The sequence below is a fragment of the Amycolatopsis sp. NBC_01286 genome (assembly GCF_035982555.1).
Classification (GTDB): domain Bacteria; phylum Actinomycetota; class Actinomycetes; order Mycobacteriales; family Pseudonocardiaceae; genus Amycolatopsis.
The window spans coordinates 6,391,575-6,418,227 of sequence record NZ_CP108428.1 but is presented as its reverse complement, the minus strand read 5'-3'; the positions used below and the strand labels follow the sequence as shown (position 1 = coordinate 6,418,227).

Annotated in this window: 16 protein-coding genes and 1 pseudogene; 3 read left to right on the top strand and 14 right to left on the bottom strand. The window is 73.4% G+C overall.

Annotation, left to right across the window (positions count from 1 at the left end; genetic code table 11):
• Position 1: 1 nt before the first annotated feature.
• From OG570_RS30235 to OG570_RS30200, 8 genes and pseudogenes are all read right to left on the bottom strand, one after another.
• On the bottom strand, positions 2-859 hold the full coding sequence (locus OG570_RS30235) for an acyl-ACP desaturase (RefSeq protein WP_326952515.1): 858 nt from the start codon (positions 857-859) through the stop codon (positions 2-4).
• Entirely contained in the window at positions 856-1,725 is an 870-nt protein-coding gene (locus tag OG570_RS30230) for an SAM-dependent methyltransferase (RefSeq protein ID WP_326952514.1), read from the bottom strand. Before OG570_RS30230 ends, OG570_RS30235 begins: the two co-directional genes overlap by 4 nt.
• On the bottom strand, positions 1,722-1,997 hold the full coding sequence (locus OG570_RS30225) for an acyl carrier protein (protein WP_326950601.1): 276 nt from the start codon (positions 1,995-1,997) through the stop codon (positions 1,722-1,724). The genes OG570_RS30230 and OG570_RS30225 overlap by 4 nt, the downstream gene beginning before the upstream one ends.
• Entirely contained in the window at positions 1,994-2,524 is a 531-nt protein-coding gene (locus tag OG570_RS30220; RefSeq protein WP_326952513.1) for a PaaI family thioesterase, read from the bottom strand. Before OG570_RS30220 ends, OG570_RS30225 begins: the two co-directional genes overlap by 4 nt.
• Positions 2,521-3,390 carry a ferritin-like domain-containing protein gene (locus tag OG570_RS30215; RefSeq protein WP_326952512.1) on the bottom strand — a complete coding sequence of 290 codons (870 nt, stop codon included), beginning with the start codon at positions 3,388-3,390 and terminating at the stop codon, positions 2,521-2,523. The genes OG570_RS30220 and OG570_RS30215 overlap by 4 nt, the downstream gene beginning before the upstream one ends.
• Positions 3,387-5,153, bottom strand: coding sequence for an AMP-binding protein (locus OG570_RS30210; RefSeq protein ID WP_326960206.1), 1,767 nt, complete (start codon positions 5,151-5,153; stop codon positions 3,387-3,389). Before OG570_RS30210 ends, OG570_RS30215 begins: the two co-directional genes overlap by 4 nt.
• A 59-nt stretch (positions 5,154-5,212) precedes the next feature.
• A pseudogene (locus tag OG570_RS30205) lies at positions 5,213-10,948 on the bottom strand (SDR family NAD(P)-dependent oxidoreductase); the annotation flags it as partial.
• A 70-nt stretch (positions 10,949-11,018) separates the two neighbouring features.
• The gene (locus OG570_RS30200; RefSeq protein ID WP_326952510.1) at positions 11,019-17,753 is read right to left on the bottom strand and encodes a type I polyketide synthase; all 6,735 of its coding nucleotides are present in this window, start codon (positions 17,751-17,753) and stop codon (positions 11,019-11,021) included.
• 238 nt (positions 17,754-17,991) lie between these two features.
• Between OG570_RS30200 and OG570_RS30195 the strand changes: the two genes are divergently transcribed.
• The gene (locus OG570_RS30195; protein ID WP_326952509.1) at positions 17,992-19,260 is read left to right on the top strand and encodes a cytochrome P450 family protein; all 1,269 of its coding nucleotides are present in this window, start codon (positions 17,992-17,994) and stop codon (positions 19,258-19,260) included.
• 445 nt (positions 19,261-19,705) lie between these two features.
• On the opposite strand, the gene OG570_RS30190 is transcribed toward OG570_RS30195, so the two are convergent.
• The 3 genes from OG570_RS30190 to OG570_RS30180 all read right to left on the bottom strand — a co-directional run bounded on the left by OG570_RS30190 (position 19,706) and on the right by OG570_RS30180 (position 21,904).
• Positions 19,706-20,155, bottom strand: a complete 450-nt coding sequence (locus OG570_RS30190; protein WP_326952508.1) for a nitroreductase family deazaflavin-dependent oxidoreductase — start codon at positions 20,153-20,155, stop codon at positions 19,706-19,708.
• 32 nt (positions 20,156-20,187) lie between these two features.
• Positions 20,188-20,625 (bottom strand): VOC family protein, encoded by a 438-nt coding sequence (locus OG570_RS30185; RefSeq protein ID WP_247052875.1) that lies wholly within the window; start codon positions 20,623-20,625, stop codon positions 20,188-20,190.
• A 100-nt stretch (positions 20,626-20,725) separates the two neighbouring features.
• Positions 20,726-21,904, bottom strand: a complete 1,179-nt coding sequence (locus OG570_RS30180) for an acyl-CoA dehydrogenase family protein (RefSeq protein WP_326952506.1) — start codon at positions 21,902-21,904, stop codon at positions 20,726-20,728.
• Between the two features lie 115 nt (positions 21,905-22,019).
• On the opposite strand from OG570_RS30180, the gene OG570_RS30175 reads away from it, so the two are divergent.
• A complete protein-coding gene (locus OG570_RS30175) occupies positions 22,020-22,658 on the top strand; it encodes a TetR/AcrR family transcriptional regulator (protein ID WP_326952505.1) in 639 nt (212 codons plus the stop codon).
• On the opposite strand, the gene OG570_RS30170 is transcribed toward OG570_RS30175, so the two are convergent.
• Entirely contained in the window at positions 22,636-23,109 is a 474-nt protein-coding gene (locus OG570_RS30170) for a MarR family winged helix-turn-helix transcriptional regulator (RefSeq protein ID WP_326952504.1), read from the bottom strand. The two genes, OG570_RS30175 and OG570_RS30170, sit on opposite strands and share 23 nt — an antisense overlap.
• A gap of 57 nt (positions 23,110-23,166) precedes the next feature.
• On the opposite strand from OG570_RS30170, the gene OG570_RS30165 reads away from it, so the two are divergent.
• Positions 23,167-24,105 carry an amidohydrolase family protein gene (locus OG570_RS30165; protein WP_326950613.1) on the top strand — a complete coding sequence of 313 codons (939 nt, stop codon included), beginning with the start codon at positions 23,167-23,169 and terminating at the stop codon, positions 24,103-24,105.
• A 268-nt stretch (positions 24,106-24,373) separates the two neighbouring features.
• Here the strand turns inward: OG570_RS30165 and OG570_RS30160 are convergent, their stop codons facing one another.
• Positions 24,374-25,594: an MFS transporter gene (locus OG570_RS30160; protein WP_326952503.1), complete on the bottom strand. Its 1,221-nt coding sequence runs from the start codon at positions 25,592-25,594 to the stop codon at positions 24,374-24,376.
• Between the two features lie 12 nt (positions 25,595-25,606).
• Positions 25,607-26,647 carry a 3-oxoacyl-ACP synthase III family protein gene (locus tag OG570_RS30155; protein WP_326952502.1) on the bottom strand — a complete coding sequence of 347 codons (1,041 nt, stop codon included), beginning with the start codon at positions 26,645-26,647 and terminating at the stop codon, positions 25,607-25,609.
• Positions 26,648-26,653 lie beyond the last annotated feature (6 nt).

The following is a 26,653-nucleotide window of genomic DNA, read 5'->3' as shown; positions in this document are numbered from 1 at the left end:
CTCAGATCGCGCGGATGCGGTGCACGAACCCGGTCAGGTCCGCCGCCGACGCCCGGCCGCTCTCGCCCGCGAAGCCGGTCACCAGCCGGACCAGCGCGTCGTAGGCCTCGGTGTGGTCGTACGACGTGGCGTCGGTGATCTTCACCGACCACCGCCAGTACCCCTTGAGCGTGTCGGCCAGCGGCATCCGGAACGTCGCGAGCACGTCCTTGAGGTCGGGCACCGTCGCGGCGAGGCCGTGCCGGCGGATGTAGGCGGTGACGAGCTCGCTGTAGAACGCGAAGTGCCGGGCCTCGTCGCGGGCCAGCCGGTGCAGCAGGGAGCGCAGCACGGGCTCGGTCGCGACGGCCTTGAACCGCTGGTAGAACAGCTGCGTCGCCTTCTCCTGCACCAGCGTGTAGGTGAAGGCCTGCACCGGGGTCTCGTAGGGCAGGGCGAACTTCTTGCTGCCTTCCCGCGCCAGCTCCCACATCAGGGTGTCGGGGTCGCTGATGCCCGCCTCGATCTGGTAGCGCGTCAGCACCGACGCGTGCCGCTCCTCGTCGTTGGCCCAGGAGATCAGGAACCGGAAGTACTCGCGGTTGAAGCAGAACTCCTCGATGGCCTGGTCGCCGCCGGACACCGGGAACGCCTGGAGGAAGTAGGTGAGGTAACCGGGGATGTGGTCCTCGATGAAGGTGATGAACCGGACCACCGAGCAGTCGGTCTCGGTCAGTTCCTCCGGCCGCAGGGACTCCCACGGGAGGTCGTCGACCGACCACTGGCGGGTGCCCGCGCGGCTGACAGCGGCCCCGGCCAGCCGGCGCATCTCGGCCGGGTCCAGGTCCGCCCGGGCGTCGGACGCGTCGGGCTGGTTCATGGCGCCTCCGTGGGGCCCATCCGGGACTTCACCGCGGTCAGGGCGTAGTGCTTGGTGGTGTACCCCCAGCCGGCGTTGGCCGTCTGCAGGTACCGGATCAGCGGTTCGCTCATGCCGGGCGCCACCTGCTCGACGCGGTCGCGCGCGGCGTGCACGCGCTCCTCCCACTGCTCGATGGTGCGGTGGTAGTGCGCCGTCAGGTCGGTGAGACCGGTGAGGCTGAACCCCGCCGATTCGAGCGCTTCCAGCAGCACCGAGGCGGGCACCATGTCGGCGAACCCGAAGATGTCCTCGGTGACGTGCACGGTGCCCGGGCGCCGCGAGAACTCGCGGTAGGTCTCGTGGTCGCGGAAGCAGCTCTCCGACACGTACAGCGATCCGTTGCGCCGTAACAGGCCGCGGACCTTGCGCAGCACCTCGGTCCGGTCCGGCATGTGCACGATCGAGCCCAGCATGGTCACGGCGTCGAAGCGCCCGGCCGGCTCGACGTCGGTGAACGAGCCGGGCACCAGGGTGATCAGCTCGGCGACGCCGGCCTCGGCCGCCCGCGCCCGGATGTACTCGGCCTGCGGCCCGGACGGCGTCACGCCGGTGGCGCGGCAGCCGTACTCCTGGGCCATGAACAGGATCAGGCTGCCCCAGCCGCACCCGACGTCGAGCAGCCGTTCCCCGCCCTTCAGGCCCAGCTGCCGCGCGACGAAGTGCAGCTTGTTCGTCTGCGCCGTGTCGAGGTCGGTGTGCTCGTCGGGGTACAGCCCGGCGCTGTACTTCAGGCGACGGTCCAGGTAGAGCGCGAACAGCTCGGGCGGCAGCTCGTAGTGCTTGTTCGTCGCCTCGCGGGCCTGCTGCGGGGTCGTCGCCGTCATGACTCCGCCAGGTCGCCGCCGATGCCCTTCCGCACCAGCGTGACGAGCTCGTCGACGGTCTTCACCGCGAAGATCTCCTCGTCCTCGAACTCGACGTCCCAGCGGCGCTCCAGCTTGGCCACCACGCGCAGCATCTTCATCGAGTCGGCGCCGGGGAGGTCCCGGAGCACGTCGGTGGCGGCGATCTCGCCCGTCGGGATCTTCAGCTCGCCGGCGAGGTACTCGGCGGTGACGGACGCGATGTCTTCGCGGGTGGCGGATTCGGCGGTCATGACTCTCCTGTTCCGTGGTCGAAGTAGTGCCGGACGCGGCCGAAGGCGGCCTCGTCCAGGTCCATCAGGGTCCGGGCCTGCTCGGAGCGGATCGGCTGGAAGGTGCCGCCTGCCATGACGTGCGTCTCGGCGTCCGGCCCGGTGATCTCGGCTTCGGTGTGCAGCACCCCGTGGCCGCGGCCGGTGATCCGCGCGGTCGTCGTGTACGGGACGCCGACGCGCAGCGGCAGCAGCATCCGGCTGCGCAGGGTCACCGAGAACGCGAGCATGCCGTGCACCAGCGCGAGGGTGTCGCCCATGACCTCGTCCAGCAGCACCTGGACGATGCCGCCGTGCACGATTCCCGGGTAGGAGGCGTAGTCCTCGGAGAACACCGTCTCGGCCGCGTAGTCCCCATTGGACAGTCTGCGCATGCGCAGCTTGAGCCCGATCGGGTTGTGCGGTGAGCAGCCGAAGCAGTTGAAGGAAGATTCGGTGTGCCAGGGGAATTCGATCTCCTCCCCCGGCTGGTGCGCGGCGATGGTCATCCGACCGCCGCCTCGGCCTTGAGCGACTCGTCGACGATCGCGCGGCGAACGTCCGCCATCTTCGTCAGCGGGTAGCCGGTGATCGTGGAGAAGTACTTGAACAGCTGCTCGCAGCACTTGGCCCACTCGGTGCCGTCCTCGTCGACCTCGGCGAAGTAGGCGAACATCTCGTCGATCGTCTCGTGGCCGGCCAGCTCGGGCAGGTCGCCCTTGAAGCGGCTGACGGGGTGGCGGTAGAGGTCGCGGGTGGTGCCCATGTAGATGTAGAGGGTCTCGAAGACCGAGACGAGCTCCTCGGGCCGGTCGGCCAGCTGCTGCGCGGTGTAGTGCACGAACTCGCGGGCGTGGCGCGCTTCGTCGCCGCTCGCCTTGCGCAGGATCTCGGCCAGCACCGGTTCTTCCATGCTGCGCGCGACGCACTTGTAGGCGTGGGTGGCGAGCACCTCGCAGATGACGTTGGTGGCGAGCGTCGCCGCCCGGGTGACCCCCGGCGGGTAGGCCTCGCGCATCGAGGCGATCGTGCGGTGCTCGATGCTGTGCCCGGCCAGCTGCAGCCAGGTCTGGAAAGCCAGGTGGTGCTGGATCTCCTGGTAGCCCCAGATGCAGGTGAACTGGGAGAAGTCGTAGTCCATGCCGAACTCGTTGAGCAGCCCGTGGGTCGCCGCGACCACGTTGGACTCGCCGATGATGACGCCCTTGGCGAAGATGATGTGCTCGGGCTTCACCAGATCGGCCCGGAAGGAGTCCCACGGGATGTGGTGCAGCTCCCACGTCGCGTGCTGGTAGTCGGCGAAGATCCTGGCGCTGTGCATTTCCTCGTCGGCCAGCAGGGGTACGCCGGCCCGCGATGTCGTCCTGTTGTTCACACCCGTTCTCCTCGGCCGTCGTGTGCGTTGTCCGGGAACATTCCGTCGGCTTCGCCGGCGGTGACGCGGCGAGCGGCGAGCACCCGCTGCCACTTGCCGCTGGTGGTGCGCGGGATCCAGCGGGGTTTCACCGGGTAGATCGCCACCCGCGCGAGGTCGACTTCGGCGGCGACGCGGCGGCGCACTTCCTCGCACACGCCGGCCGGGTCCGCCCCGGTCTCGACGATCACCCCGATCCGTTCGCCGCCTTCGTCGTCGGTGTCGGAGAAGGCGACGCACCGGCCGCGGTAGACCCCCGGCACGGTCCGGGCGACGCGCTCGACGTCGTCGGGGAAGAAGTTCTGGCCGTGCACGACGACCATCTCCTTGCGCCGCCCGGTCACGTACAGCTCGCCGTCGAGCCGGAAGCCGAGGTCCCCGGTGCGCAGCCAGCGGCCGTCGAACGCGGCGGCGGTCGCTCCGGGGTCGCGGAAGTAGCCGGTGGCCACCGGGTCCCCGGCGATCTGGATCTCGCCGAACTCGCCGTCGGTGGCGACCGCGCCGCTGTCGCGGACCACCCGCAGGTCGATGCCGTGCACCGCGCGGCCCACCGAGACGACCGGCTTGGCCGTCGGCGCCGTCTCGGCGACCGGCCGCGCGACGCCGGTGGCGCCCAGCTCCTGGCGGTCCACGGCGCGGACGCGCGCGGTGCTGCCGGGATCCGGGTAGCTGATCGACAGGGTGGCCTCGGCCATGCCGTACACCGGGTACATCACGGATTCGGCCACCCCGCTGGGTTTCAGGGCCTCGGTGAACCGCCGCACGGTCGCCGCGCTGACCGGTTCCGCGCCGTTGAACGCCAGCCGCCAGCGGGACAGGTCCAAAGTGGCCAGTTCCTCCGCCGGGACGCGGTCGACGAGGTAGTCGTAGGAGAAGTTGGGGCCGGTCATCACCGTGCCGCCGTGCGCGGCGAAGTGCGCCAGCACCGCACCCGGCCGCCGCAGGAAGGTCGTCGGGGCGAAGACGTGCACGTCGGCGCCGTTGAGCCAGTGCGACTGCAGCCCGATCAGGCCCATGTCGTGGAAGGTCGGCACCCACTGCAGGAACACGTCGCCGGCGGTGAACTCCCCCGCGATCACGCAGGACTCGAGCCCGGCCATGGTCGTCTCGTGCGGCAGCATCACGCCCTTGGGCCGGCTGGTGCTGCCCGAGGTGAACTGCACGATGGCCAGCGACGCGGGATCGACGGTGGGCAGGGCACGCGCGTCACCGGTGCCGCTGGGGGCGGACGGCGGCACCAGCGTGACGCCGGTGCCGAGGCCGCGGAGCGCGTCGCCGAGGTCGGCGTGGGCGGGGTCGAGCACGAGGTGGCGCATGCCCGCGGCGGTCACGATGCGGGCGAGCCGGCGCGCGGTGTTGGCGACGTCGGCGAAGCCGGCCTGGATCGGCAGCACGCTGACCGCCGCGCCGGCGCGCCAGAGCCCGTAGATCGTGGTGAGGAACCGGGCCGCGGTGGGCACCAGCACGCCGACGACGTCGCCGGGTCGGACGCCGGCGCGGAGGAACCCGTGGGCGGCCGCGGTCGCGGCCAGGTCCAGCTCGGTGGCGGTGATCTCGTCACCGGCGGTGGGAATCTCGCACGGGCGTCCGGGGTGGAGCCGGCCAGCAGGGCCAGGCTTTCGCCCAGGGTCCGCCCGGCCAGTCGGGCGTTGCGCTCGGGTCGCTGCACGCGGATTCCCCTCGAGTCGGCTGCGTTCTCGATTTTGGCTTTCCCCGGCGTTCAGGCAAAGCCGGCGATGGCGTTTCTGGTAGAATCACTCGTCTTCGAAAGCGCTTACCCGCATCATTCCAGGGATTTGCGCATCCAGCCGTCGATCAGTCCCGCGGTGTCCGCGGCGTGGGCTTCCAGCATGGTGAAATGGTTGCCGGGCGCCACGGCGAGGGTGTGCTCGAAGGGCCATTCGGGTTCCCAATCAGCGGGCCAGCCTTCCAGCGGTTCGGCCGCGCGCACGAACAGCACGGGAATCGGCAGTTCCTCCGGTGTCCAGTCGAATTCCTGGTAGTGCAGCATCGCGGTGATCCAGCCGTCGTCGCCCGGCACCGCGTGGTTCGGGTTGTCCATCCGGGCCTGGGCTTCCTCGCCGAGCCCGGGCAGCAGGCGGACCAGCCGCTGGTGCTCGCTGGGGACGTAGCTGTCCAGCACCACGACCCCGGCGGGCGGGCTGCCCTGCTCCCGCAGCCGCCGGGCGATCTGGTAGGCGACCAGGCCGCCGGCGGACAGCCCGGCCAGCACGAACGGCTCGTCCCCCAGTTCGGCGCGCAGCCCGGCGGCGTGCAGGTCCAGCAGCAGGTCCCGGCTCTTCGGCAACGGTTCGGCGCGGCGGTAGCCGGGGTGGCGCACCGCCCAGACGTCCCGGTCGCCCTGGAAGGACTTGGCCAGCCGCGCGAACTGCACCGGGTCGGACATGCCGACGATGCCCGGCACACACACCAGCGCCGGGTGCCGGGAGCCGGTGGCCAGCCGGACCGGTTGGGGCGGTTGCGACACCTCGTGCAGTGACGTGACGAACCGGCGGGTCTCCTGCCAGTCGGTGTCGCGAGTGCTCAGCACCGACTCGCGCATCCGCGCGCCTTCCTCGTCGATGACGTCCTCCGCGCCGGTGGCCAGCAGCTCGGCCAGGTGCCGGGCCAGCACCACCGGGCTCGGGTGGTCGAAGGTCACCGTCGCGCGCAGCCGCAGCCGCAGCACCCCGGCCAGCCGGTTGCGGATCCGGACCGCCGCCAGGGAGTCGACGCCCACCTCGAGGAAGCCGGCGTTCGGGCGGAGGTCGCCGGTGCCGTCGTGGCCGAGGGTGCCCGCGACCGTCGTCAGCACGAGGTCGACCAGCGCTCGCTCCCGGTCCGGGCCGCCGAGGCGGTCCAGCCGGTGGCGCAGGTCGTCGTCCGGGGTGTCGGGCCGTTCGGCCAGCTCCCGCAGCAGCGGCCGGTCGACGGCGCCGTCCAGGGTGAACCGGGCGGGCACCAGCACCGGGTCGCCGAGCGACACGGCGGCGTCGAACAGGGCGAGCGCTTCCTTGGTGGACAAGGCATCCGGCGTCGGCGCGAGGTGGCGGGTCAGGTCGCTGCGCTCCGCCCACAGGCCCCACGCCAGGGAGATCGCGGGCAGACCGAGCGCGCGGCGCCGGTGGGCCAGCGCGTCGAGGACGGCGTTGGCGGCGGCGTAGTTCGCCTGACCGGCGCTGCCGGCGGTCGCCGCGGCCGAGGAGAACAGCACGAACGCCTTGAGCGGCCGGTCTTTTGTCAGTTCGTGGAGCAGCAGGGCCGCGTCGGCCTTCGGCCGCAGGACCGCGTCGAGGCGCGCCGGGGTCATGGCCGGCAGCACGCCGTCGTCCAGCGTTCCGGCCGCGTGCACGATGATCGTCGGCCGGTGCTCGTCGAGCAGCCGTTGCAGCTGCCCGGGGTCGGCGACGTCGCAGGCGGCGACGGCGGCCGTCGCGCCCAGCTCGGCGAGGTCGTCGACCAATTCGGGCGCGCGGCCGCGCCGGCCGGCCAGCACCAGCCGCCGCACGCCGTGCCCGGTGACCAGGTGCCGGGCGAGGAGCCCGCCGAGGGTGCCGGTGCCGCCGGTGATCAGCACGACGTCCTCGGCGTCGGCGAACGGCGTGGGCGCGGGGGCGAAAGCGCGCACCAGCCGGCGCGCCAGCAGCACTCCCCCGCGCAGCGCGAGTTCGGGCTCGCCGGTGCCCAGCGCGGCGGCCACCGTCAACGGCGTGACGTCGGCGGCGTCCAGCAGCACGAACCGGCCGGGCTCCTCGGTCTGGACGGAGCGGACCAGGCCGGTCACGGCCGCGCCGGCCAGGTCCGCGACGTCGTCACCACCGCGGGCCGCGACCGCGCCCGAGGTCAGGAACACCAGTTTCGAGGCGACGAACTCCGGGAAGACCTGCCACCACTGCACAAGAGCAAGCGCGCGGTGGGTGGCCTCCCGCACCGAGTCGCCGGACGCGCCGACGAGCACCGCGCTCGGCACCGGCTGCCCGGCCGTGACGGCGGCCCGCAGGGCGTTCAGGTCGGTGAACGCGGGGAACCGGCCGGTGTCCAGGCCGACGGCGACAATGCCACCCGGTGCGGTGTTGCCCGTGGCGGGCACCTCGACCCACTTGGTCCGGAACAGCGCGTCGCGGGGGACGTCGCCGCGGGCGGTGGCCGGGCGCAGCACCAGGGAGCCCACCGAGAGCACCGGCGCGCCGTCGCCGTCGGCGACGTCGAGGCGCACCGAGCCGCCCACCGCGCCGCGCAAGCGGACCCGCAGCGCGGCCGGGCGCGTGGCGTGCGCGGTCACCTCGGTCCAGCTGAACGGCAGCATCGGCCCGTCGGCCACCGGGCCGCCGGTGCCGAACCCGAGCGCGTGCAGGGCGGCGTCGAGCAGGGCCGGGTGGACGGCGAACCCGCGCGTGTCGACCGGGCAGGCCACCTCGGCGAAGACGTCGTCACCGCGCCGCCAGACCGCGCGCAGGCCCTGGAACGCGGGCCCGTACCGCAGGCCGCGCTCGACGAGCGTCGCGTAATGACCGCTGTGCGAAACGAGTTCCGCGCCTTCGGGCGGCCACGCGCCGATCGGCTCGGGGTCCGCCGGCTGCCGGCCGAGGAGCCCTTCGCCGTGGCGCTCCCACTTCGCGCCGTCGGCCTTCGCGTACAGGCGCAGGTCGCGCTGCCCGGCCGCGTCCGGCGCGCCGACGCGCAGCTGGACGGCGACGGTGGTGTCGTTCGGCAGGACCAGCGGCCGTTCGAGGGTGAGTTCCTTGACGACCGGGCACTGCGCGGCCGCCCCGGCGTGCAGGGCGAGTTCGAGCCAGGCGGTGCCGGGCAGGATCACCGCGTCCAGGACCTGGTGGTCGGCCAGCCACGGCGTCTCCGCCGACGACAGCCGGCCAGTCAGCACCAGTTCGCCGGTGTCGGCCAGCTCGACCGGCGCGTCGAGGACCGGGTGCGCGCTGCTGCGGGTCTCCTTCGGCGCCAGCCAGAAGCGCTTGCGTTCGAACGGGTAGGTCGGCAGCTCGGCGAACGCGGGGCGGCCGGGCTCGCCCAGTTCCGTCCACTTCGGACGGAGGCCGCGCACGTACACCCGGGCGAGCGCGGCGAAGAACGCGTCCCGGCCGCTTTCGCCGCGGCGCAGCGTCCCGGTGACGACGGCGTCGTCGCCGACCGCCGCCAGTACCGCGGGGACGAGCACGGGGTGCGGGCTGATCTCGGCGAAGAACGTGTGCTCCGGCGCCGGGAGCCCGGCGAGGGCGTCGGCGAACCGCACCGGTTTGCGCAGGTTGTCGTACCAGTATTCGGCGTCGAGCTCCGTGCCGGTGAGCACGGTCGCGGTCACCGCGGAGTGGAACGGGATCTCCGCGGCCCGCGGCGAGATCGGGGCGAGGTCGGCGAGCACGCGGTCGCGGACGCGTTCGACCGCGGGCGAGTGGGAGGCGTAGTCGACGCCGAGCCGTCGCGCCTTGACCCCGGCCGCGCTCAGCTCGGCGACCAGGTCGTCGAGGGCGGCGGTGTCCCCGGCGACCACCACGGACTCCGGCCCGTTGACCGCGGCGATCGCCAGCCGGTCGTCTAGGCGCAGGCTTTCGGCGGGCTGCTCGACCGAGGCCATGCCGCCGAGGCCGGACAGCGCGGTCAGTGCTTTCGCGCGGCGGCTGACGACGAGCGCGGCGTCCTCCAGCGACAGCGCGCCCGCGACGTGGGCGGCGGCGATCTCGCCCTGGCTGTGCCCCACGACGGCGTCCGGTTCGATTCCCGACGCGCGCCAGAGGGCGGCCAGGGAGACCATCACCGCGAACAACGCGGGCTGCACGACGTCGACGCGGTCCAGCGACGGCGCGCCCGGGGCCTGGCGCAGGACGTCGAGGAGGTCCCAGTCCGTGTGCGGGGCGAGGGCGACGGCGCAGCGTTCGAGCTGCTCCCGGAACACCGGCGCACTCTCCAGGAGGTCCGCGGCCATGCCCGCCCACTGGCCGCCCTGGCCGGGGAAGACGAACACGACCTTGCCGGTCAGGTCCGCGGTGCCGCGGACGAGACCGGGCACGGTGGCGTCGTGGCTCACCGCGTCGAGCGCGGTCGCGGGGTCGTCGTCGAGCACGACGGCGCGGTGCTCGAACGTGCTGCGCGTCGTGATCAGCGCGTGGGTCATGGCGACCGGATCCCGGCCGTCCACTTGGGACGCCAGCTGCCCGGCCCGGGCCCGCAGCGCGGACTCGGAGCGCGCGGAGAGCACCCACGGCAGCTGGGCCGCGTTCGCGGGGACAGCCTCGATGCGAGCCGGTGCTTCTTCGACGACGACGTGCGCGTTGGTGCCGCTGATGCCGAACGCGGACACCCCGGCCCGGCGCGGCCGCTCGCCGTCCGCCGGCCAGGGCCGGTTCTCGGTGAGCACCTCGACACCACCGCCGGTCCAGTCCACTTGGGACGACGGCGGATCCGCGTGCAGCGTCGCGGGCTGGGTCCGGTGGCGCAGCGCGAGCACGACCTTGAGCAGCCCGGCGGCGCCGGCCGCGGCCTGGCTGTGCCCGATGTTGGACTTGATCGAGCCGATGGCCAGCGGCCGGTCCCGGTCGCGGCCGTAGACGGCCTGCAGGGCCGCGACCTCGACGGGGTCGCCGAGTTTCGTGCCCGTGCCGTGCGCCTCGACGACGTCCACATCGGACGGTCGCAGCCCGGCGTCGGCCAGCGCGGCGCGCAGGACTCGCTGCTGGGCCAGCCCGTTGGGCGCGGTCAGGCCGTTGGACGCGCCGTCGGAGTTGACCGCGGTGCCGCGGACGACGGCGAGGACCGGGTGGTCGTGCTCGAGAGCGTCGGAAAGCCGTTCCACCACGACGACGCCGGCGCCTTCACCCCAGCCGACGCCGTCCGCGGTGTCGGCGAACGCCTTGCAGCGGCCGTCGGCGGCGAGCGCGCTCTGGTGCTCGAAGGCGCGGTAGATGCCGGGGGTGGCCATCACCAGCGCGCCGCCGGCCAGCGCGAGATCGCACTCCCCCGCGCGCAGCGCGCGCACGGCCAGGTGCAGGGCCACCAGCGAAGACGAGCACGCGGTGTCGACCGAGACCGCGGGCCCCTCCAGGCCGAGCAGGTAGGCGATCCGCCCGGACAGCACGCTCGCCGAGGTGCCGGTCGCGAGGTGGTCGGGGTGGTCGTCGAGGTGGGCCATCAGCAGCTGGCGGTAGTCCTGGTCGCTGGTCCCGGCGAAGACGCCGGTGCGGGAGCCGCGCAGCGAGGCCGGGTCGATCCCGGCGCGCTCCAGCGCCTCCCAGGAGATCTCCAGGAGCAGCCGCTGCTGCGGGTCCATGCCCTGGGCCTCGCGTGGGCCGATGCCGAAGAACGCGGCGTCGAACCACGCCGGGTCGGAGAGGAAACCGCCCGCGCCGGCGAGGTCGGCCGGCCAGCCGCGGTCGGCGGGGAACGCCGTGACGGCGTCGTGGCCGCCCTCGACCAGCCGCCACAGCGCCTCGGGGTCGGCGACCCCGCCCGGGAACCGGCAGCCCAGCCCGACGACGGCGATCGGTTCGCGTGCCCGCGCCTGCGTCACGCGCAGCCGTTCCCGGGTGTCCCGCAGGGCGGTGGTCACCCGGTTCAGCGTGGCGAGCACCGCGTTGTCGTCAGCCATCGATGAGATCCTCCTGTGCCAGCAAGACTTCCCGTTCGGCCCGGCTGAGCACGTCCGCTGCGGACTCGGTGGGCTCGGCGGCCGCCGGTGCCGGATCGTCGGCGAGGCCCGCTTCCAGGTAGCCGGCCAGTGCGAGCGGCGTGGGGTGGTCGAAAAACGCGTTCGCGGGCACCCGCAACCCGGTCCGCGCGCCGAGCTGGTTGCGCAGCTCCACGACGCCCAGGGAGCTGAGGCCCTGCTCGTGGAAGGGGCGCCCGGGCTGGATCCGCGCGGCGGAGTCGTGCCCGAGGATCAGCGCGGTGTGCCGGCAGACCAGGTCGCGCAGCTCGCGGCGCCGTTGCGGCGCCGAGAGCCCGGCCAGCCGCAGCGTGGGGGCCTCTTCCGGCGGTTCGGCGGCACTCCGGTGGGCCTCCGGCAGCTCCGCCAGCAGCGGACTGGGCCGGGTCGTGGCGAAGACCTTGCCGAAGCGCGCCCAGTCGACGTCGGCGAGCACGAGGCCGGACTCGTCGCGGGCGTAGGCCGTGGCCAGCGCGGCGACGGCCACACCTGGGTCGAGCACAGTCATGCCGCCGCGGCGCAACCGGCTGCCGACGCCCGCCGCGTCCGCCATGCCACCGTCGCCCCACGGGCCCCAGGCCAGCGCGGTGGCCGCGAGGCCGTCGGCACGGCGCTGCTCGGCCAGCGCGTCGAGGTAGGTGTTGGCCGCCGCGTAGTTGGCCTGCCCGGCGTTGCCGACGGCGCCGGTCGCGGAGGAGAACAGCAGGAAGGCGTCGAGGCCGTCGGTGAGTTCGTGCAGGTGACGCGCGCCGTCGGCCTTGGCGCGCAGGACGCGGGCGAGCCGGTCCGGGTCCAGGGCGTCGATGACGCCGTCGTCGAGCACGCCGGCCGCGTGGGCGACGGCGGTCAGCGGCCGGTCGGCCGGGATCGCGGCGAGGAGGTCCGCGACGGCCTGGCGGTCGGCGACGTCGCAGGCGACCGCGTCGACCTCGGCGCCGAGCGCGGTCAGCTCCGCGACGAACTCGGGGTCGTCGGCGTGCCGTCCGGTCAGCAGCAGCCGCTGCACGCCTTCGGCGGCCAGCCGGCGGGCCAGGTGCCGGCCCAGTGCGCCGAAGGCGCCGGTGATCAGGGTGGTGCCGTGCCGCGGCCAGGCGCGGCCGGGCGGGGCGCCGACGGCGGGGGCGCGCAGAAGCCGCCGCGCGAACACGCCGGAGGCACGCACGGCGACCTGGTCCTCGGTGCCGGACAGCACTCCGGCCAGCCGCTCGGCGGCGGCGTGGTCCACTGTGGACGGCAGGTCCACGAGACCGCCCCAGCGCCGCGGGTGTTCCAGGGCCGCGACCCGGCCGAGGCCCCACACCATGGCCTGCACGGGCGCGCCGAGCCGGTCGCCGGCGCCGGTGGACACCGCTGCCTGCGTCACGCACCACAACGGGACGTCGAGGTCGACGTCTCCGGCGGCTTGGACGAGCGCGGTGGTCAGCGCGAGCCCGGCGGGCACCCCGGCCGGGTGCGGCCGTTCGTCGAGCGCCAGCAGGGAAACCAGGCCGTCTCCGGGCTCGACGTCCCGGAGGAGCCCAGCGAGTTCCGCACGGCCGGCTCCGGCGTCGACGGCCAGCGCCGTGCCGCCGAGCGCCGCGAGGATCGGCTCGGGCACGGGCCGATCCGCGGGGTGGACGACGACCCAGTCGCGCTTCGCGGCGTCGTGGCCGGTGACCGGCTGCCAGCCGATCCGGTACCGCAGCCGGTCCGCTTCGGTGTCCTGGTCGTGCCCGCGCCGCCACCGCGCCAGCGCGGGCAGCAGGCCGGCGACGTCCAGGTCGGTGCCCAGCAGGTCGCCGAACCGGCGGGGGTCTTCGCTCGCGACGGCGGCCCAGAACTCCGTGTCGGCGCGGTTCTGCTCCGGCGCCCATTCGGGCAGGAGCCAGAACCGTTTGCGCTGGAAGGCGTACGTGGGCAACGGCACCGGCCGCGCCCCGCTCCCGGCGTACCACTTTGCCCAGTCCGGGCCGTGGCCGCGCACTTGCAGTGCCGCGATCGCGGCGAGGACGTCGTCGTCGGCCAGCGCGGGGACCACGGCCGTGTCCATGGCGTCGTCCAGGCACTCCGCGGCCATGTCCGTCAGGGTGGTCGTCGGCCCGATCTCCAGGAACGTGGTGACGCCCTTCTCGGCGAGCGTGCGGACGCCGTCGGCGAAGCGGACCGTGCCGCGCACGTGGTCGACCCAGTAGTCCGGTGAGCAGAGCTGCTCGTCGGTGGCCACGCGGCCGGTCAGGTCCGACACGACCGGGATCCGGGGCGGCCGGTAGTCCAGGCTCTTCGCGACGGCCCGGAAGTCGTCGAGCATCGGCTCCATCAGCGCGGAGTGGAACGCGTGGCTGACGCGCAGCCGCTTGGTGCGGCGGCCCCGCGCGCGGAACCTCTCGGCCACCGCGGTGACGGCGTCGGTGCTGCCGGACAGCACCACCGAGCGGGGGCCGTTGACCGCGGCCAGCGACACTCCCGCGGGCAGCTCGCCGACCTCGTCCGCCGTGGCGGCCACCGCGTACATGGCGCCCTGCGCGGGCAACGCCTGCATCAGCGTCCCCCGCGCCGCGACCAGCCGGCCCGCGTCGGGCAGGGACAGCACGCCGGCGACGTGCGCGGCCGCCAGCTCGCCGACCGAGTGCCCGAGCAGCAGATCCGGCCGGATGCCCCAGTGCTCCAGCAGCCGGAACAACGCGACCTCGACCGCGAACAGCGCGGGCTGCGCGAACTCCGTCCGGTCCAGGGTGTCCTGGTCCGCGCCGAACACGACGTCCCGCAGTGGGAGGTCCAGCTCGGCGCACACCTCATCGAAGGTTCGCGCGAAAGCCGGGTACCGCTCGTGCAGGTGACGGCCCATCCCGGCGCGCTGGCTGCCCTGTCCGGCGAACAGGAAGGCCAGGCCGCCCTCGCCGACGACGCCGGTGGTGAGCCCGGGATCGGTCTTCCCGGCCGCCAGCGCCGTCAGTGCTTCCCGGCAGGTCAGCACCGCCCGGTGGGTCAGCGCGGCGCGAGTCGTCGCGAGGGAGAACCCGAGGTCGTGGTCGGCCAGTTCGGGGTGGGCCGCGCAGTGCGCGGCCAGCCGGGCGGCCTGCGCGCGCAGGGCGTCCGGCGACCCGGCCGAGATCGTCCACAGTGGAGGTACGCCGGTGTCGGCCGGGCGCGGAACCTCTTGCTGCGACGGCGGTTGCTGCAGGATCACGTGGGCGTTGGTGCCGCCGATGCCGAACGACGAGACGCCCGCCCGCCGGATCGCTCCCTCGGGCCACGGGGTCGCCTCGGTGACCAGGTGCAGGCCGCCCGTCCAGTCGACGTGCTCGCTGGGCCGGTCGACGTTGAGCGTCGCCGGGACCGTGCCGTGGCGCATCGACTGCACCATCTTGATCACGCCGGCCGCCCCGGCCGCGGCCTGGGTGTGGCCCAGGTTGGACTTGAGCGAGCCGACCAGCAGCGGCCGGTCCGGGGCGCGGTGCGCGCCGTAGGCCGCCAGCAGCGCCCCGGCCTCGATCGGATCGCCGAGCTTCGTGCCCGTGCCGTGCGCCTCGACGACGTCCACATCGGACGGTCGCAGCCCGGCGTCGGCGAGCGCGGTGGCCAGCAGCCGCTCCTGGGCGGTGCCGCTCGGCGCGGTGAGGCCGTTGCTCGCGCCGTCGGAGTTGACGGCGGAGCCGGCGATCAGCGCGAGGACCGGATGACCGTGGCGGCGGGCGTCGGAATACCGCTCCAGCACGAACAAGCCGCCGCCTTCGGCCCACGCGGTGCCGTCGGCGCCGTCGGCGAACGGCTTCACCCGCGCGTCCGGCGCCAGCCCGCCCTGCCGGCTGAACTCGACGAAGACGGTGGGCGAGGACAGCACGGCCACACCGCCGGCCAGCGCGAGCGAACACTCGCCGCGGCGCAGCGCGGTGGCGGCCAGGTGCACGCCGACGAGCGAGGACGAGCACGCCGTGTCGACGGAGAGGTTGGGGCCCTGCAAGCCGAAGGTGAACGAGATCCGGCCAGAGGCCACACTGCACACGGTCCCGATCGCCAGGTTCTCCCGGGTGCCGATGCCGCCGTGCCCGGGGCCGGTGCCGTAGTCGTCGTGGGCCACGCCCGCGTAGACACCGGTGTCGCTGCCGCGCAGCGTCGCCGGGTCGATGCCCGCCCGCTCGAACGCCTCCCAGGCCAGCTCGAGCAGCAGCCGTTGCTGCGGGTCCATTTCGAGGGCCTCGTGGCCGCCGATGCCGAAGAACGCGTTGTCGAACCCGGCGGCTTCGTGCAGGAAGCCGCCTTCGCGCACGTAGCTGGTGCCCGGCCGCCGCCGCTGCGGGTCGTACAGCGCGGCGACGTCCCACCCGCGGTCCTCCGGCATCGGCCCGAGGACCGTCCGGCCGTCGGCGACCACCTGCCACAGGTCGTCCGGATTCTGGATTCCGCCGGGGAACCGGCAGCTCATCCCGACGATGGCGATCGGCTCGTCGGAGGCGGTGCGCCGGGGCACGACGACCGCTTGCCGGGGCGTGCTGCCGTCCAGGTGCGCGGCCAGCCGCTCCGGGGTCGGGTGGTCGAACAGCGCGGTCGTGGCGATCGGCAGCCCGGTCCGCCGGCGCAGCCTGCGGACCAGCTCCACGGCCGCGACGGAGTCCATGCCCAGCTCCAGAAAGGTCCGGTCCGCCCGGAAGTCCGCGCCGATCAGCGACTCCGCCTCGGCCCGGATCAGCCGGGGCAGGTCCGCGATCCGGGTCGCCGCGGGTTCGGCGACGTCGGTGGGCAGGTGCACGCGCCGCCCGCCGAGCACCTCGCCCCACGCGATCGGCACGCCGTGGCCGTGCAGCTCCGCCGCGGTGCCCAGCACCGCGTGCAGCTCGGACCGCCCGTCGCGCAGGGCCGACGTCACGAGCACGTCGCCGCTCGCGGCCGCGGGCAGCGTCTCCTCGACCAGCGCGGCGAGCACGCCGTTGGCGCTCATGTCCAGGTAGGTGTCCACGCCCGCCGCGGCCAGCGTCCGCACGCAGCCGAGGAAGTGCCCGGTGCCGCACACCTGGGCGCCCCAGTATTCGGGGCGGCACACGACGTCGGGATCGGTGCCGAGCCCGGGGTGCACCGGGACGATCGGGATGCGCGGCGGCCGGGTGGGCAGGCCGCGGAGGAACCGCTCGAAGTCGCCGGCCATCGGCGCCATGTGCGGGGAGTGGAAGGCCCGGTCGACGGCCAGCTGCTTGACCTTGCGGCCGCGGCGTTCCCAGTCGCCGGCGATCCGCAACACGACGGCCCGGTCGCCGGAGATGACCACCGACCGCGGCGCGTTGACCGCCGAAATCGCGGCCTTGTCCGCCAGCCCGGCCAGGGATGCGCGGGCCTCGTCCTCGGTGACGCGCAGCGCGACCATCGCGCCGCCGACCGTGGTCTTCGCCCGGAAGAGCCGGATCCGCTCGGCGAGCACCGCGCAGACGTCCGGCAGCGTGAACACCCCGGCGGCCGTCGCCGCGGCCAGCTCCCCCACCGAGTGGCCGGCCACGAAGTCGGGGCGCACGCCCCAGTGCTCGAACTGCCGGAACAACGCCACCTGCAGCGCGAACAGGGCGTCCTGGCTGTACAGAGCCTCGTCTTCGGGCGCGACCGCGGTGCCGGCGTCGCCCAGCAGCAGGTCGCGCACCGACCAGGCCGACACGGCGTCCAGGTGCTCGCACACCTCGTCGAGGGCCGCGGCGAACACCGGGAGCCGCGGGTAGAGGTCGCGGCCCATGCCCGGGCGCTGCCCGCCTTCGCCGGGGAACAGCAACGCCACCTTGCGCCCGGTCCCGGCCCGCGTCACCGCGCTCCGGCCGGCGGCCAGGTCCGCCAGTCCGGTGGTCAGCTCCGCCCGGTCGGCGCCGAGCACGACCGCGCGGTGCGTCAGGTGCGGCCGCGCGAGGGCCAGCGTGTGAGCGACGTCGAGCGGGTCCGGCGCCTGCGGGCGGTCGAGGTGGGCGCGCAGGGTTTCGGCTTGGCCGCGCAGGCTTTCCGGGCTCTCGGCCGACAGCAGCAGCGGCACGACGGGGAACGGGTCGCGCACCGGCACGGGACGCACCGGCGGTTCGGCCAGCACCAGGACGGCGTGGTTCCCGGCGTGGTCGAGGGAACTCAGTACCGCGGTGGCCTCTCCCCCGCCGAACCGGCCCGTCAGTTCCAGCAGGGCCGTCACCGCGTCGTCGGCGTCGACCGGCTCCTCGAGATCGGCCAGCGACGTCTCGCCGGAGCGGAATTCACCGTGCCACGCGAACCGGATGTCATCGACGTCCACGCCGGCGCGTTCGCACGCGCGCTGCACGACCGCCACCCGGCCTAGCGCACTTCCGGCGAGAACACAATGGATCGGATCACTATCCACGACGGCCCGCGCCGTCGATTTCAGGACGATATACGCACTGCCCGCCGAAGAAATGGAACCGGCGATCGCCAATGCGGATTCACCCGAATGAATGCTCTGCGCGGCCAAGTGGACCACCGCGGCGAAGGGGACGTCCGCCGTCACGACGGGACCCGTGACGCCCAGTCCGGCCGCGACCGAATCCGCCTGCGCCGTCGCGAAAACCCCGGCAGACAAGCCTTCCCAGGCTCCGGGCACGATCGCGGCGTTCGCCAGCGCGCGCCGGGCGTCGTCCACCGGCGGTGCCGGCAGACTACCGCGCGAAATGCCGATCACGGCGATCGAGGACGGAGCAGCGCTGTCGCCGAACTGCATGGAACCACCTGTCCAGTGCTCGTCGATCGCCGGGTGAATTTCACCCTAACCACGCCGGGCAAGCGTTTTCAAGATCGTCTCCGGTCACCGGGACGAGACTAAGGGATTCATTAGTGTCCCCACCTCGTATTTGACTTCACGCGCGCGCACGATAGGAAGGAAGGTATCCAGCAGGACTCGGTGCGCGCGATTTCCGGGGAAACGCGGTTTCGACATCGTCCGAAGGAGAGCTTTTCGCATGCCGACACCTTCACCGCCGCTCCGCACGGTGCCCGGCACCGCGGACGACGTCGTCCTGCTCGACGAGCGGTTCGCCGCCGATCCGCACGCCGTCTACGCGCTCCTGCGCGAGCAGCGCCCGGTGACCCGGGCCCAGGCGCCGGGGGCGCCGCCGTTCTGGCTGGTCACCCGGTACGAGGACGTGCGCGCCGCGCTCGCGGACCCGCGGCTGGTCAAGGACGCCGCCACGCTGTTCGGGCCGGCCGCCGCGGCCGGTCTCGGCGGCCTCGACGTCCACGACCACATGCTCAACTCCGACCCGCCCAAGCACACGAGGCTGCGGAAGCTGGTCACCAAGGCGTTCACCGCCAAGGCCATCGCGAGACTGCGCCCGCGGATCGAGGCGCTGGCCGTCGAGCTGGTCGACGCCGTCGCGGCCCGGCTGGCCGACGGCGAGCCGTCCGTCGACCTGATCGACGCGCTGGCCTTTCCGCTGCCGATGACCGTGATCTGCGAGATCCTGGGGGTGCCGGACGACCGGCGCGGCGACTTCCGGACCTGGTCGCACGCGATCCTGTCGCCCGCCACGCCCCAGCAGTTCGTGACGGCGTCGGCCGAGATGCGCGAGTACCTCGTCCGGCTCGTGGCGGACAAGCGCGCCCACCCCGACGACGCCATGCTGTCGGCGATCATCGCCCCGGACGACCACGGCGACGAGCTGTCCGACGCGGAAGCCACCGGGATGGCCTCACTGCTGCTCGTGGCCGGCCACGAAACGACGGTGAACCTGATCGGCAACGGCGCCCTCGCGTCGCTGCGCGGCCCGGGCCAGTGGGCGCGGCTGCGCGCCGACCCGGCGTCACTGCCCGGCGCGGTGGAGGAGTTCCTGAGGCTGGACAGCCCGGTCAACACGGCGACTGTCCGCTTCGCCGCCGAGCCGGTGACCCTGGGCGGGACGACGATCCCCACCGGCCAGACGGTGCTGCTGGCAATCGGTTCCGCCAACCGCGACCCGGCGGCGTTCGACCACCCGGACGACCTGGACCTGCACCGCCCCCGGGGCGGCAGCCTGGCCTTCGGCCACGGCATCCACTACTGCCTCGGCGCGGCACTGGCCCGGCTGGAGGGCGAAATCGCGTTCCGCGTCCTGCTGGACCGCCTGCCGGACCTGGAGCTGGCGACGGACCCCGCCGAGGTCGGCTGGCAGCCGAGCCTCCTGATCCGGGGCCTCACCCACCTCCCGGTCCGCCTGCATCAAGTGCCCTCTCCCGCACCGAAGCGTGGCTAGAGCGCCTGCACGTACGCATCGATGTCGCCGAGTTCCTCTTCGTTGCCGTTGTCGACGACGACGACGTACCAATAGCCCTCGTGCGGCGCTTGGAGGACTACAGGGGTCACGTCGTAGTAGCGGCCGAACGCGTAGTACTCGAGGCCGTCGCAGTAGGCGGTGAGTTGGGGCCGTCCATGAGCAGCACGTTCATCGGCCCGCTGCGAAGTTCGATCTCGAACCGTGTACCGGCCTCGCATTCGAATTCCCAGTGGCAGCAGGCCATCATCGCCCCCTCAAGATCCAGCCGGCGGAACCGTCCCTCGCTGCGTGCGCTACGTTACCGCGCTCGCCCGGCCCGCAGATCACTTCCGCGGTGGTCGCCGGCGCAGTGGCTCCGCCGACGACGGATGCCGAATGTGCGTTTGCAGTCGCGACTGAACCCTTCGAGGCGATTCCCGGTGCGTTACCCGGCGACCGGGGTGAGCAGCACGATCGGGATCACGCGCTCGGTCTTCTGCGCGTACTCGTCGTACAGCGGGAAGATGCGCGTCATCAGCGGCCAGAGGGACTCGCGCTCGGACGGCGTCGCGACGCGGGCGTGGGCGGTGAACCGGCGGGGGCCGACCTGGACGCCGACGCTCGGGTTCGCCTGGAGGTTCTTCAACCACGCCGGATCCTCGTCGGCGCCGCCCTTCGAGGCGACGACGACGAAGTCGTCCCCCGCGGTTCCGTAGATCAGGCACGTGCGGCGGGCCTCGCCCGTCCGGCGGCCGGTCGTGGCGAGCAGGAGCGTGAACACGCCGTCCGACTCGTGCCCCTCCGCTCCGTCCGAGGCGAGGTACGCCCGGGTCTGCTCGGCGACCCAGTCCCACGCCGAGTCGGTGGCGCGGTCGAGATCAGCGGCGACGGCCATGGCAAACGTCCTTTCCGGTCAGGGGGTCTACTTCAGGCGAGTTCTTCGACCAGCCCGATGATGATGCCCTCGGGCCCGCGAACGTAGCAGTACCGGCAGTAGTCCTCGTACCGCACCACTTCGCCGATCAGCTCGGCGCCGTGGCCGCGCAGGCGGTCGACGACGTCGTCGACGGCGTCCACGACGAACGTGAGCCGCGGGATGCCCGGGACGTCCACCGACGGCCGCGGCGCGGTGGCCGTGGTCACCGGCGAGCGGAAAGTCGACAACTCGACCCGGCCGTGGCCGTCCGGCGTCCGCACGACGGCGATGTCCGTGCGGACACCGTCGAGCCCGATGAGCCGGTCCGCCCAGTCGCCCTCGACGGACGCCTCGCCCTCCAGCTCCAGGCCCAGTTCGACGAAGAACGCGATGGCGGCCGCGAGGTCCCCGACCACGACGCCGACGTGGTCCATCCGGTGGATCGTCATGCTGTCCTCCCGTGTCGCGCGGCCCTCGTGGCCGCTCTTGCCCCGGGGACGGAGCCGGCACGACGTTCTCGACACCCGCCCCGTGCGACCGCGGTCACCGTCACAGGCGGATGATGCTCGACAACGCGGGGAGGTGCCCGCTGAGCTCGTAACCGCCGATGTAGACGTTCTTCGCGTCCGTGGGGTCGTGCGAGGCGAAGGTGCGGGCGTTGCGCCAGTAGCGGTCGTACCGGAAGGCGTTGGACGTGCTGCGCGCGCCGGTGATCTCGTGGATCCCGGCGGCGGCTTCGAGGGCCGCGTCGACGGCGGCGACCTTGGCCCGGAAGCAGTCGACGGTGCCGTCGTCTTCGCCGTCCCGGCCGGTTTCCAGCTGGTCGGCCGCGGTGTGGAGCAGGGCGCGGGACGCGGCGAGCCTGCTGGAGAGGGCGCCGAGACGGCGCAGGATCAGCGGGTCCTCGGCCGGGGTGGCGAACTGGGGCAGCGAGCCGCGTTTCATGGTGCGCGTGTGCTGGACGAGGGCGTCCAGGGCGCCTTCGCCGATGCCCTGCAGCAGGCCGGCGTGCAGCAGCATCGCCGCGCCCAGGAAGACCGGGGAGAACGGCCCGGCGAGGGGCTGGTGCCGGCCGTCGGGGACGAAGACGTCCTGGTAGGTGACCGTCTGGCTGCGGGTGCCGCGCTGGCCCATGGTGTCCCAGTCGTCGTGCAGCCGCACCTGCGGGTGGGTCAGGTCCACCAGGACCTGGTGCGGCGTGGGCGGTTCGCCCGCCAGCAGGCAGCGGACGGCGGCCACGCCGAGGCCGCCGCTGTTGGTGTTGAAGGACTTCGTGCCGTTCAGCACCACCCCGCCGGCCACCGGCCGCGCGGTCGTCCTGCCCGAGACGCCCGTTTCGGCGGCGGAGGAGACGAGCCGCAGGCCGTCGTCGAGCAGGCGGCGCGCCAGCTCGGCGCGGGTCGGTTCCGGCAGGCCGCTGTCCGGGCCGAACAGCTCGCGGGCCACCAGCGCGGTGGTGAGCCAGTTCTGCCCGGTGGGGCCGTCGCCCGCGCTGATCTCCCGCACCGCCCGGATGACCGCGCCCCACCCGCCGCGTTCCGTGCCGTCCCACAGCCCGCCGTACGCGGCGGGCACGGCCAGCCGGGCCACCCCGAGCCCGGCCAGCAAGGCCAGGTTCGCGGCGGGGTCCGCGTTGTCGCGATCGGCGGCGAAACCACCCTCGGCCAGTTCCCCACGGCGGTCCCGGACCGCGGCGATCAGGGCGCGGGCCTCCCCCTGCGTCGACATGACAGCTCCCTTACCCGGAGTGATATGAGAATGCGAACTCGCATTCGCTACTGTAGCGTCGGCCACGCGCCGCTTGTCAAGATCGACTACCGGAGCCGCCACTACCATGCCCGATGTGACCGAGCAGCCGAGCCGCGAACCGCACTACCGGGAACCCCGGCAGGCGCGCAGTGCCGCGACCCTGGCCCGGGTCCTGCAGGCGGCCGGGGAGCTCGCGGCCTCGCTCGGCCTCGAGGAGCTGACGATCAACGGCGTCGCCGAACGCGCCGGCGTCTCGGTCGGCTCGATCTACCGCCGCTTCGAAGGCAAGCAGCAGCTGATCACCGCGTTGACGGAGCGGATGCTGGACGAGCGCGAGGAGTTCGTGGCCGAGCGGCTGCGCGCGGCCGGGCCGTCACTGGCCGGCGTCGTGACCGCCTACGCGCACGCGTTGCTGCAGTCGTTCACCGACAGCAGCAACCTCTTCCCCGAACTGCTGCGCGCGCGGGAAACCGACGCGCTGGCGCTGGGCGCCCGCACCATCACCGAAATCCACCGCCTCCTGCTCGACGCGGCCCTCCCCCACGCCGGGCAGATCCGGCGCGCCGACCCGGGGACGGCGCTGGACACCGTCGCCCGCGCCATCCTCGGCGCCTGCTTCCACAACTCCGTGCGGCCGGACAGTTTCACCGACGAGGCGGCCCAGCGCCGGTACGCGGACGAGCTCGCCGAGATGGCGATGGCCTACCTGCTCAGTCCCGGCCACCCAGGTTGACGTCGATCACCGGCGCGAGCTTCCGGAGCAGGGCGACGAGCTGTTCGCGCTCCGCGGGCGTGAAGACGGCGAACGCCTCCGCCTGACGTTCCCGGCGGCGGGCGACCAGCCGCGTCAGCCGTTCGCTGCCCTCCGCCGTCAACGCCACCAGCACCTTGCGCTCGTCCGCGGCCGAGCGCCGGCGCACCACCACCCCGGCGGCTTCGAGCTGCTGAAGCATCCGGGTGGCCGTCGGGATGGAGACGTCCGCGGCCGCCGCGAGCCGGCCGACCGGCAGTTCCGGCTCGGCGGCCAGCGGCTCGAGCATCGTGAGCTGCGGCAGCGACAGCCCGCCGTCCCGGTCCGCCCCCGCCGACCGGGCCTTCCGCATCGCGAAGAACACCGTGTCGGCCGCTTGCACGAGCTCGTCGACCTCCGCAGCGGTGGGCGGGTGGTTGCCGGTCGTCGTCATGCGAGCTAGCCTAGCAAAGCAATAGTTAGCAACCTAGCTATTAGGAGGCTAGACATTATGACCGGCCGGATCGACGTACACCAGCACCTGCTCCCGCCCCGCTACCTGAAGGCCCTTGACGACAACGGCGAAACCGCGGGCGGATGGCCGATGCCCTCGTGGAGCCCCGGCGCCGCGACCGCGATGATGGACGGCGCGGGCATCGCCACCGGACTGCTGTCGATCAGCGCACCGGGCGTCCACTTCGGCGACGACGCCGCGGCCCGCGACCTGGCCCGCGAGGTCAACGACTTCCAGGCGGAGCTGGTCAAGGACGCCCCCGACCGCTTCGGGCACTTCGCCGTGCTGCCGCTGCCGGACTTCGACGGCGCCGTCGCCGAAGCCGTGCGCGCGCTGGACGAACTGCACGCCGACGGCGTCGTCCTGCTGTCCAACGCCCGCGGCCGCTACCTGGGCGACCCGGCGTACGGTCCACTGTGGACAGAACTGGCCGCGCGCCGCGCCGTGGTGTTCGTGCACCCGGCCGAGCCGCCGATCGCGCGGCTCGACGGCCTGCCGAGCCCGCTGCTGGACTTCCCGTTCGACACCACGCGCGCCGCACTCGACCTGGTGGCCCACGGCGTGTTCGACCGGCACCCGGACCTGCGCGTCATCCTCTCGCACGCGGGCGGTTTCCTGCCGTTCGCCGCACACCGCTTCACCGGCGCGGCGATGTTCAACCCGGGCACCACCCCGGACGGCATCCTGGCCGGGCTGCGGAAGTTCTACTTCGACACGGCGCTGTCGGCCACCCCGACGGCGTTGCCGTCCCTGTACGCCTTCGCCGAGCCGGGCCACGTCCTCTACGGCAGCGACTTCCCGTTCGCCCCCAAGGAATGGCGCGAAGGGTTCGACCGGAACCTGACCACGTACGAGGGCCCGGGTGCCGAGCACTTCCCGGACGTCGACCGCGCGGCCGCGGAGGTCTTGTTCCCCCGGCTCGCCACCGGTTCTTGACGTACCAAGCTGCCTAGGCACGGCGGGCTGTCGCGCTCGGCCCGGTCGCGCTCGGCCCAGAGGCTCGGGCGCCGAAGACTCATCGATGCCGGAGCGGTCGCGGCCGACGACCAGGCGCTCGGCGAGCAGCGCTCTTCCGGCGCTCGCCGCGCACCTGATCTTCAAGCCGCTGGCGCCCGGCCACCACCGCGTGCCGGATCGCGGCCGGGTCCGGCCGAGCAGCGCTGTTCTCGCAGCTCGCCACCGGCTCCTGACACACCAAACCGCGTCAAGCCGCCTGTGGCTCGGCCACCGCTTTGCGGGCTCGGTCGCGCTCCGCCCAGCGGACCACCGGCGGGACCGCGAGGCCTGTCACCACGAAGATGCCGCCCACCACCCACCAGCCCGGGGTGCCCCACGTGATGCACAGTGCGATCAGCACCGCCGGGCCGAGGGTCACGCCCAGGCCCAAGCCCATGCCGAACAGGCCCTGGTACTGGCCGACCGCGTGGGGTGGCGCCAGCGTGAACGACAGCTCGAACCCGCCCGCCGCCTGCCAGATCTCGCCGATCGTGTGCACCACCACCGCCGCCAGCAGGAACACCAGGGCCAGCCAGGTGGGCGCGCCCGCCATGGCGGCGATCGCGACGCAGGCGGCGAAGAACGCGAAGCCGGCGCGGCGGAACGCCACCGCGCCCGCGTGGGTCGTGTCGATCCGGCGGCTGGCGCGGACCTGGAAGAACACGACGATCGCGGTGTTCACGATCATCACGCCGGAGATCGTCCAGTTCGGCGCCGTGGTCCGGCTGACCAGCCAGAGCGGGACCGCCGCCGTCAGCACTCGGTACTGGATCGCCATCACGCCGTCCAGCACCGTGAGCACGAGGTACGGCCGGTCGCGCAGGGCCACCCAGCGCGGGCCGGCGCCCGCCGGTTTCGGTGGCACGGACGGGAGGAACAGCACGACGACCACGCTCGCGGTGTAGGACACCGCGCTGGCCGCGATGAGCAGCAGGTAGGCGTTGCGGGTGTCCGCGGCGACGCCCCAGCCGGCCAGCAGCGCGCCGAACGCGATGCCCAGGTTGGTCACCGACCGCAGGTAACCGCGGAACTCGGCGGGCCGCTCGCCGCCGTACTCCTGGACGAGCGGGCTGCGGGCGGCCGGGCCGGCCGTCTGGGCCGCGGCGCCGAGGCTCGCGAACACGACGAACGACCAGAAGCCGCCGGCGAAGCACAACCCCGCCATCGAGATCGCGCCGAGCACCAGCGTCAGCGCGTAGACCGTGCGGGCGCCGTGGCGGTCGGCGAGGTGCCCGAACGGGATCCCGGCCGAGAGCGACACGGCGCCGGCGATCGTCAGCCCGGCCCCGACCTGACCGGCGGGCAGGTGGACGGCCCGGGTGAAGTAGAGGACACCGGCGGTCAGGTAGACGCCGTAGCCGGTCATCGTGATCAGCGTCGCCACCGCGAGCAGCCGGGGCGGTCCGCTGCGGGGAAGGAGCGCGGGCATGACAGACCTTTCTCAGCCGTGGGACAGGGCGCTGGTGTGGTTCCGGACGGCGGTGTCGCGCCGCGGCGGCGCAGCCGTCCAGCGGCAGAGGCCGATGCCGAGGTTCATGCCGCCGCCGAACCCGGCCAGCAGCACGAGATCGCCGACGTCGAGCGCGCCGGCGCGGTGGGCGGCGTCGAGGGTGATGGGCACCGACGCCGCGCCGGTGTTGGCGAACCGGTCGACGGTCAGGTGCAGGGTCGCGTTCGGCAGGTCGAGCGCTTCCCCCAGTTCGCGCAGCAGCACCCCGTTGGCCTGGTGCGGCACGAGGTGGTCGACGGCGGTGGCGGGCAGCCCGCTCTCCCGCAGGGTCCCGGCGATGGCCGCCGGGACGTGCCCGCTGACGAACTCGCGCACGCCACGCCCGTCCATCCGGAAGTAGTGCTCGCCGTCCAGCACCGAGCGGACCGACGCGGGCACCCGGCTGCCACCCGCGCGCACGCCGATGAGCCGGTGGTCGGCACCGTGTCCGCGCAGCCGCGTGCCGATGACGCCCCCTCCCGCCGATACCGCTCCGAGCACGACCGCCCCCGCACCGTCACCGAACAGGATCGCGGTCTTGCGGTCACGCACGTCCAGGATGCGGGAGTAGACGTCGGCGCCGATCACCAGCGCGTGCCCGCCGTCGCGCACGAGCCCCCGGGCCATCGCCAGCGCGTAGACGAACCCGCTGCACACGGCGTTGACGTCGACGGCGCTCGCCGAGCGGGCACCGATCAGGTGCTGGACGAGGCTGGCCGTCGCCGGCTGCGGGTGGTCCGGGGTGGAGGTGGCGACGACGACGTGGTCGACGTCGTCCGGGCTCAGCCCGGCCGCGAGCAGGGCCCGGTCGGCCGCGATCGCCGCGAGGTTCGACGTGGCCTGGCCGGGGGCGGCGTGCCGGCGCTCGCGGATGCCGGTCTTGCGTTCGATCCACGCGGCGTCGACGCCGGCCGCCGGGGCGATCTCGGCGTTGGTGACGACGCGGTCGGGCAGGTAGGAGCCGGTGGCGATGATGCCGATGTCGCTGGTCATGTCGTC

Excerpts from the sequence above, each read along its gene's own strand:
- OG570_RS30235 (WP_326952515.1), bottom strand. The coding sequence starts at position 859 with ATGAACCAGCCCGACGCGTCCGACGCCCGGGCGGACCTGGACCCGGCC.
- OG570_RS30230 (WP_326952514.1), bottom strand. The coding sequence starts at position 1,725 with ATGACGGCGACGACCCCGCAGCAGGCCCGCGAGGCGACGAACAAGCAC.
- OG570_RS30225 (WP_326950601.1), bottom strand. The coding sequence starts at position 1,997 with ATGACCGCCGAATCCGCCACCCGCGAAGACATCGCGTCCGTCACCGCC.
- OG570_RS30220 (WP_326952513.1), bottom strand. The coding sequence starts at position 2,524 with ATGACCATCGCCGCGCACCAGCCGGGGGAGGAGATCGAATTCCCCTGG.
- OG570_RS30200 (WP_326952510.1), bottom strand. The coding sequence starts at position 17,753 with ATGCAGTTCGGCGACAGCGCTGCTCCGTCCTCGATCGCCGTGATCGGC.
- OG570_RS30195 (WP_326952509.1), top strand. The coding sequence starts at position 17,992 with ATGCCGACACCTTCACCGCCGCTCCGCACGGTGCCCGGCACCGCGGAC.
- OG570_RS30190 (WP_326952508.1), bottom strand. The coding sequence starts at position 20,155 with ATGGCCGTCGCCGCTGATCTCGACCGCGCCACCGACTCGGCGTGGGAC.
- OG570_RS30185 (WP_247052875.1), bottom strand. The coding sequence starts at position 20,625 with ATGACGATCCACCGGATGGACCACGTCGGCGTCGTGGTCGGGGACCTC.
- OG570_RS30180 (WP_326952506.1), bottom strand. The coding sequence starts at position 21,904 with ATGTCGACGCAGGGGGAGGCCCGCGCCCTGATCGCCGCGGTCCGGGAC.
- OG570_RS30170 (WP_326952504.1), bottom strand. The coding sequence starts at position 23,109 with ATGACGACGACCGGCAACCACCCGCCCACCGCTGCGGAGGTCGACGAG.
- OG570_RS30165 (WP_326950613.1), top strand. The coding sequence starts at position 23,167 with ATGACCGGCCGGATCGACGTACACCAGCACCTGCTCCCGCCCCGCTAC.
- OG570_RS30160 (WP_326952503.1), bottom strand. The coding sequence starts at position 25,594 with ATGCCCGCGCTCCTTCCCCGCAGCGGACCGCCCCGGCTGCTCGCGGTG.
- OG570_RS30155 (WP_326952502.1), bottom strand. The coding sequence starts at position 26,647 with ATGACCAGCGACATCGGCATCATCGCCACCGGCTCCTACCTGCCCGAC.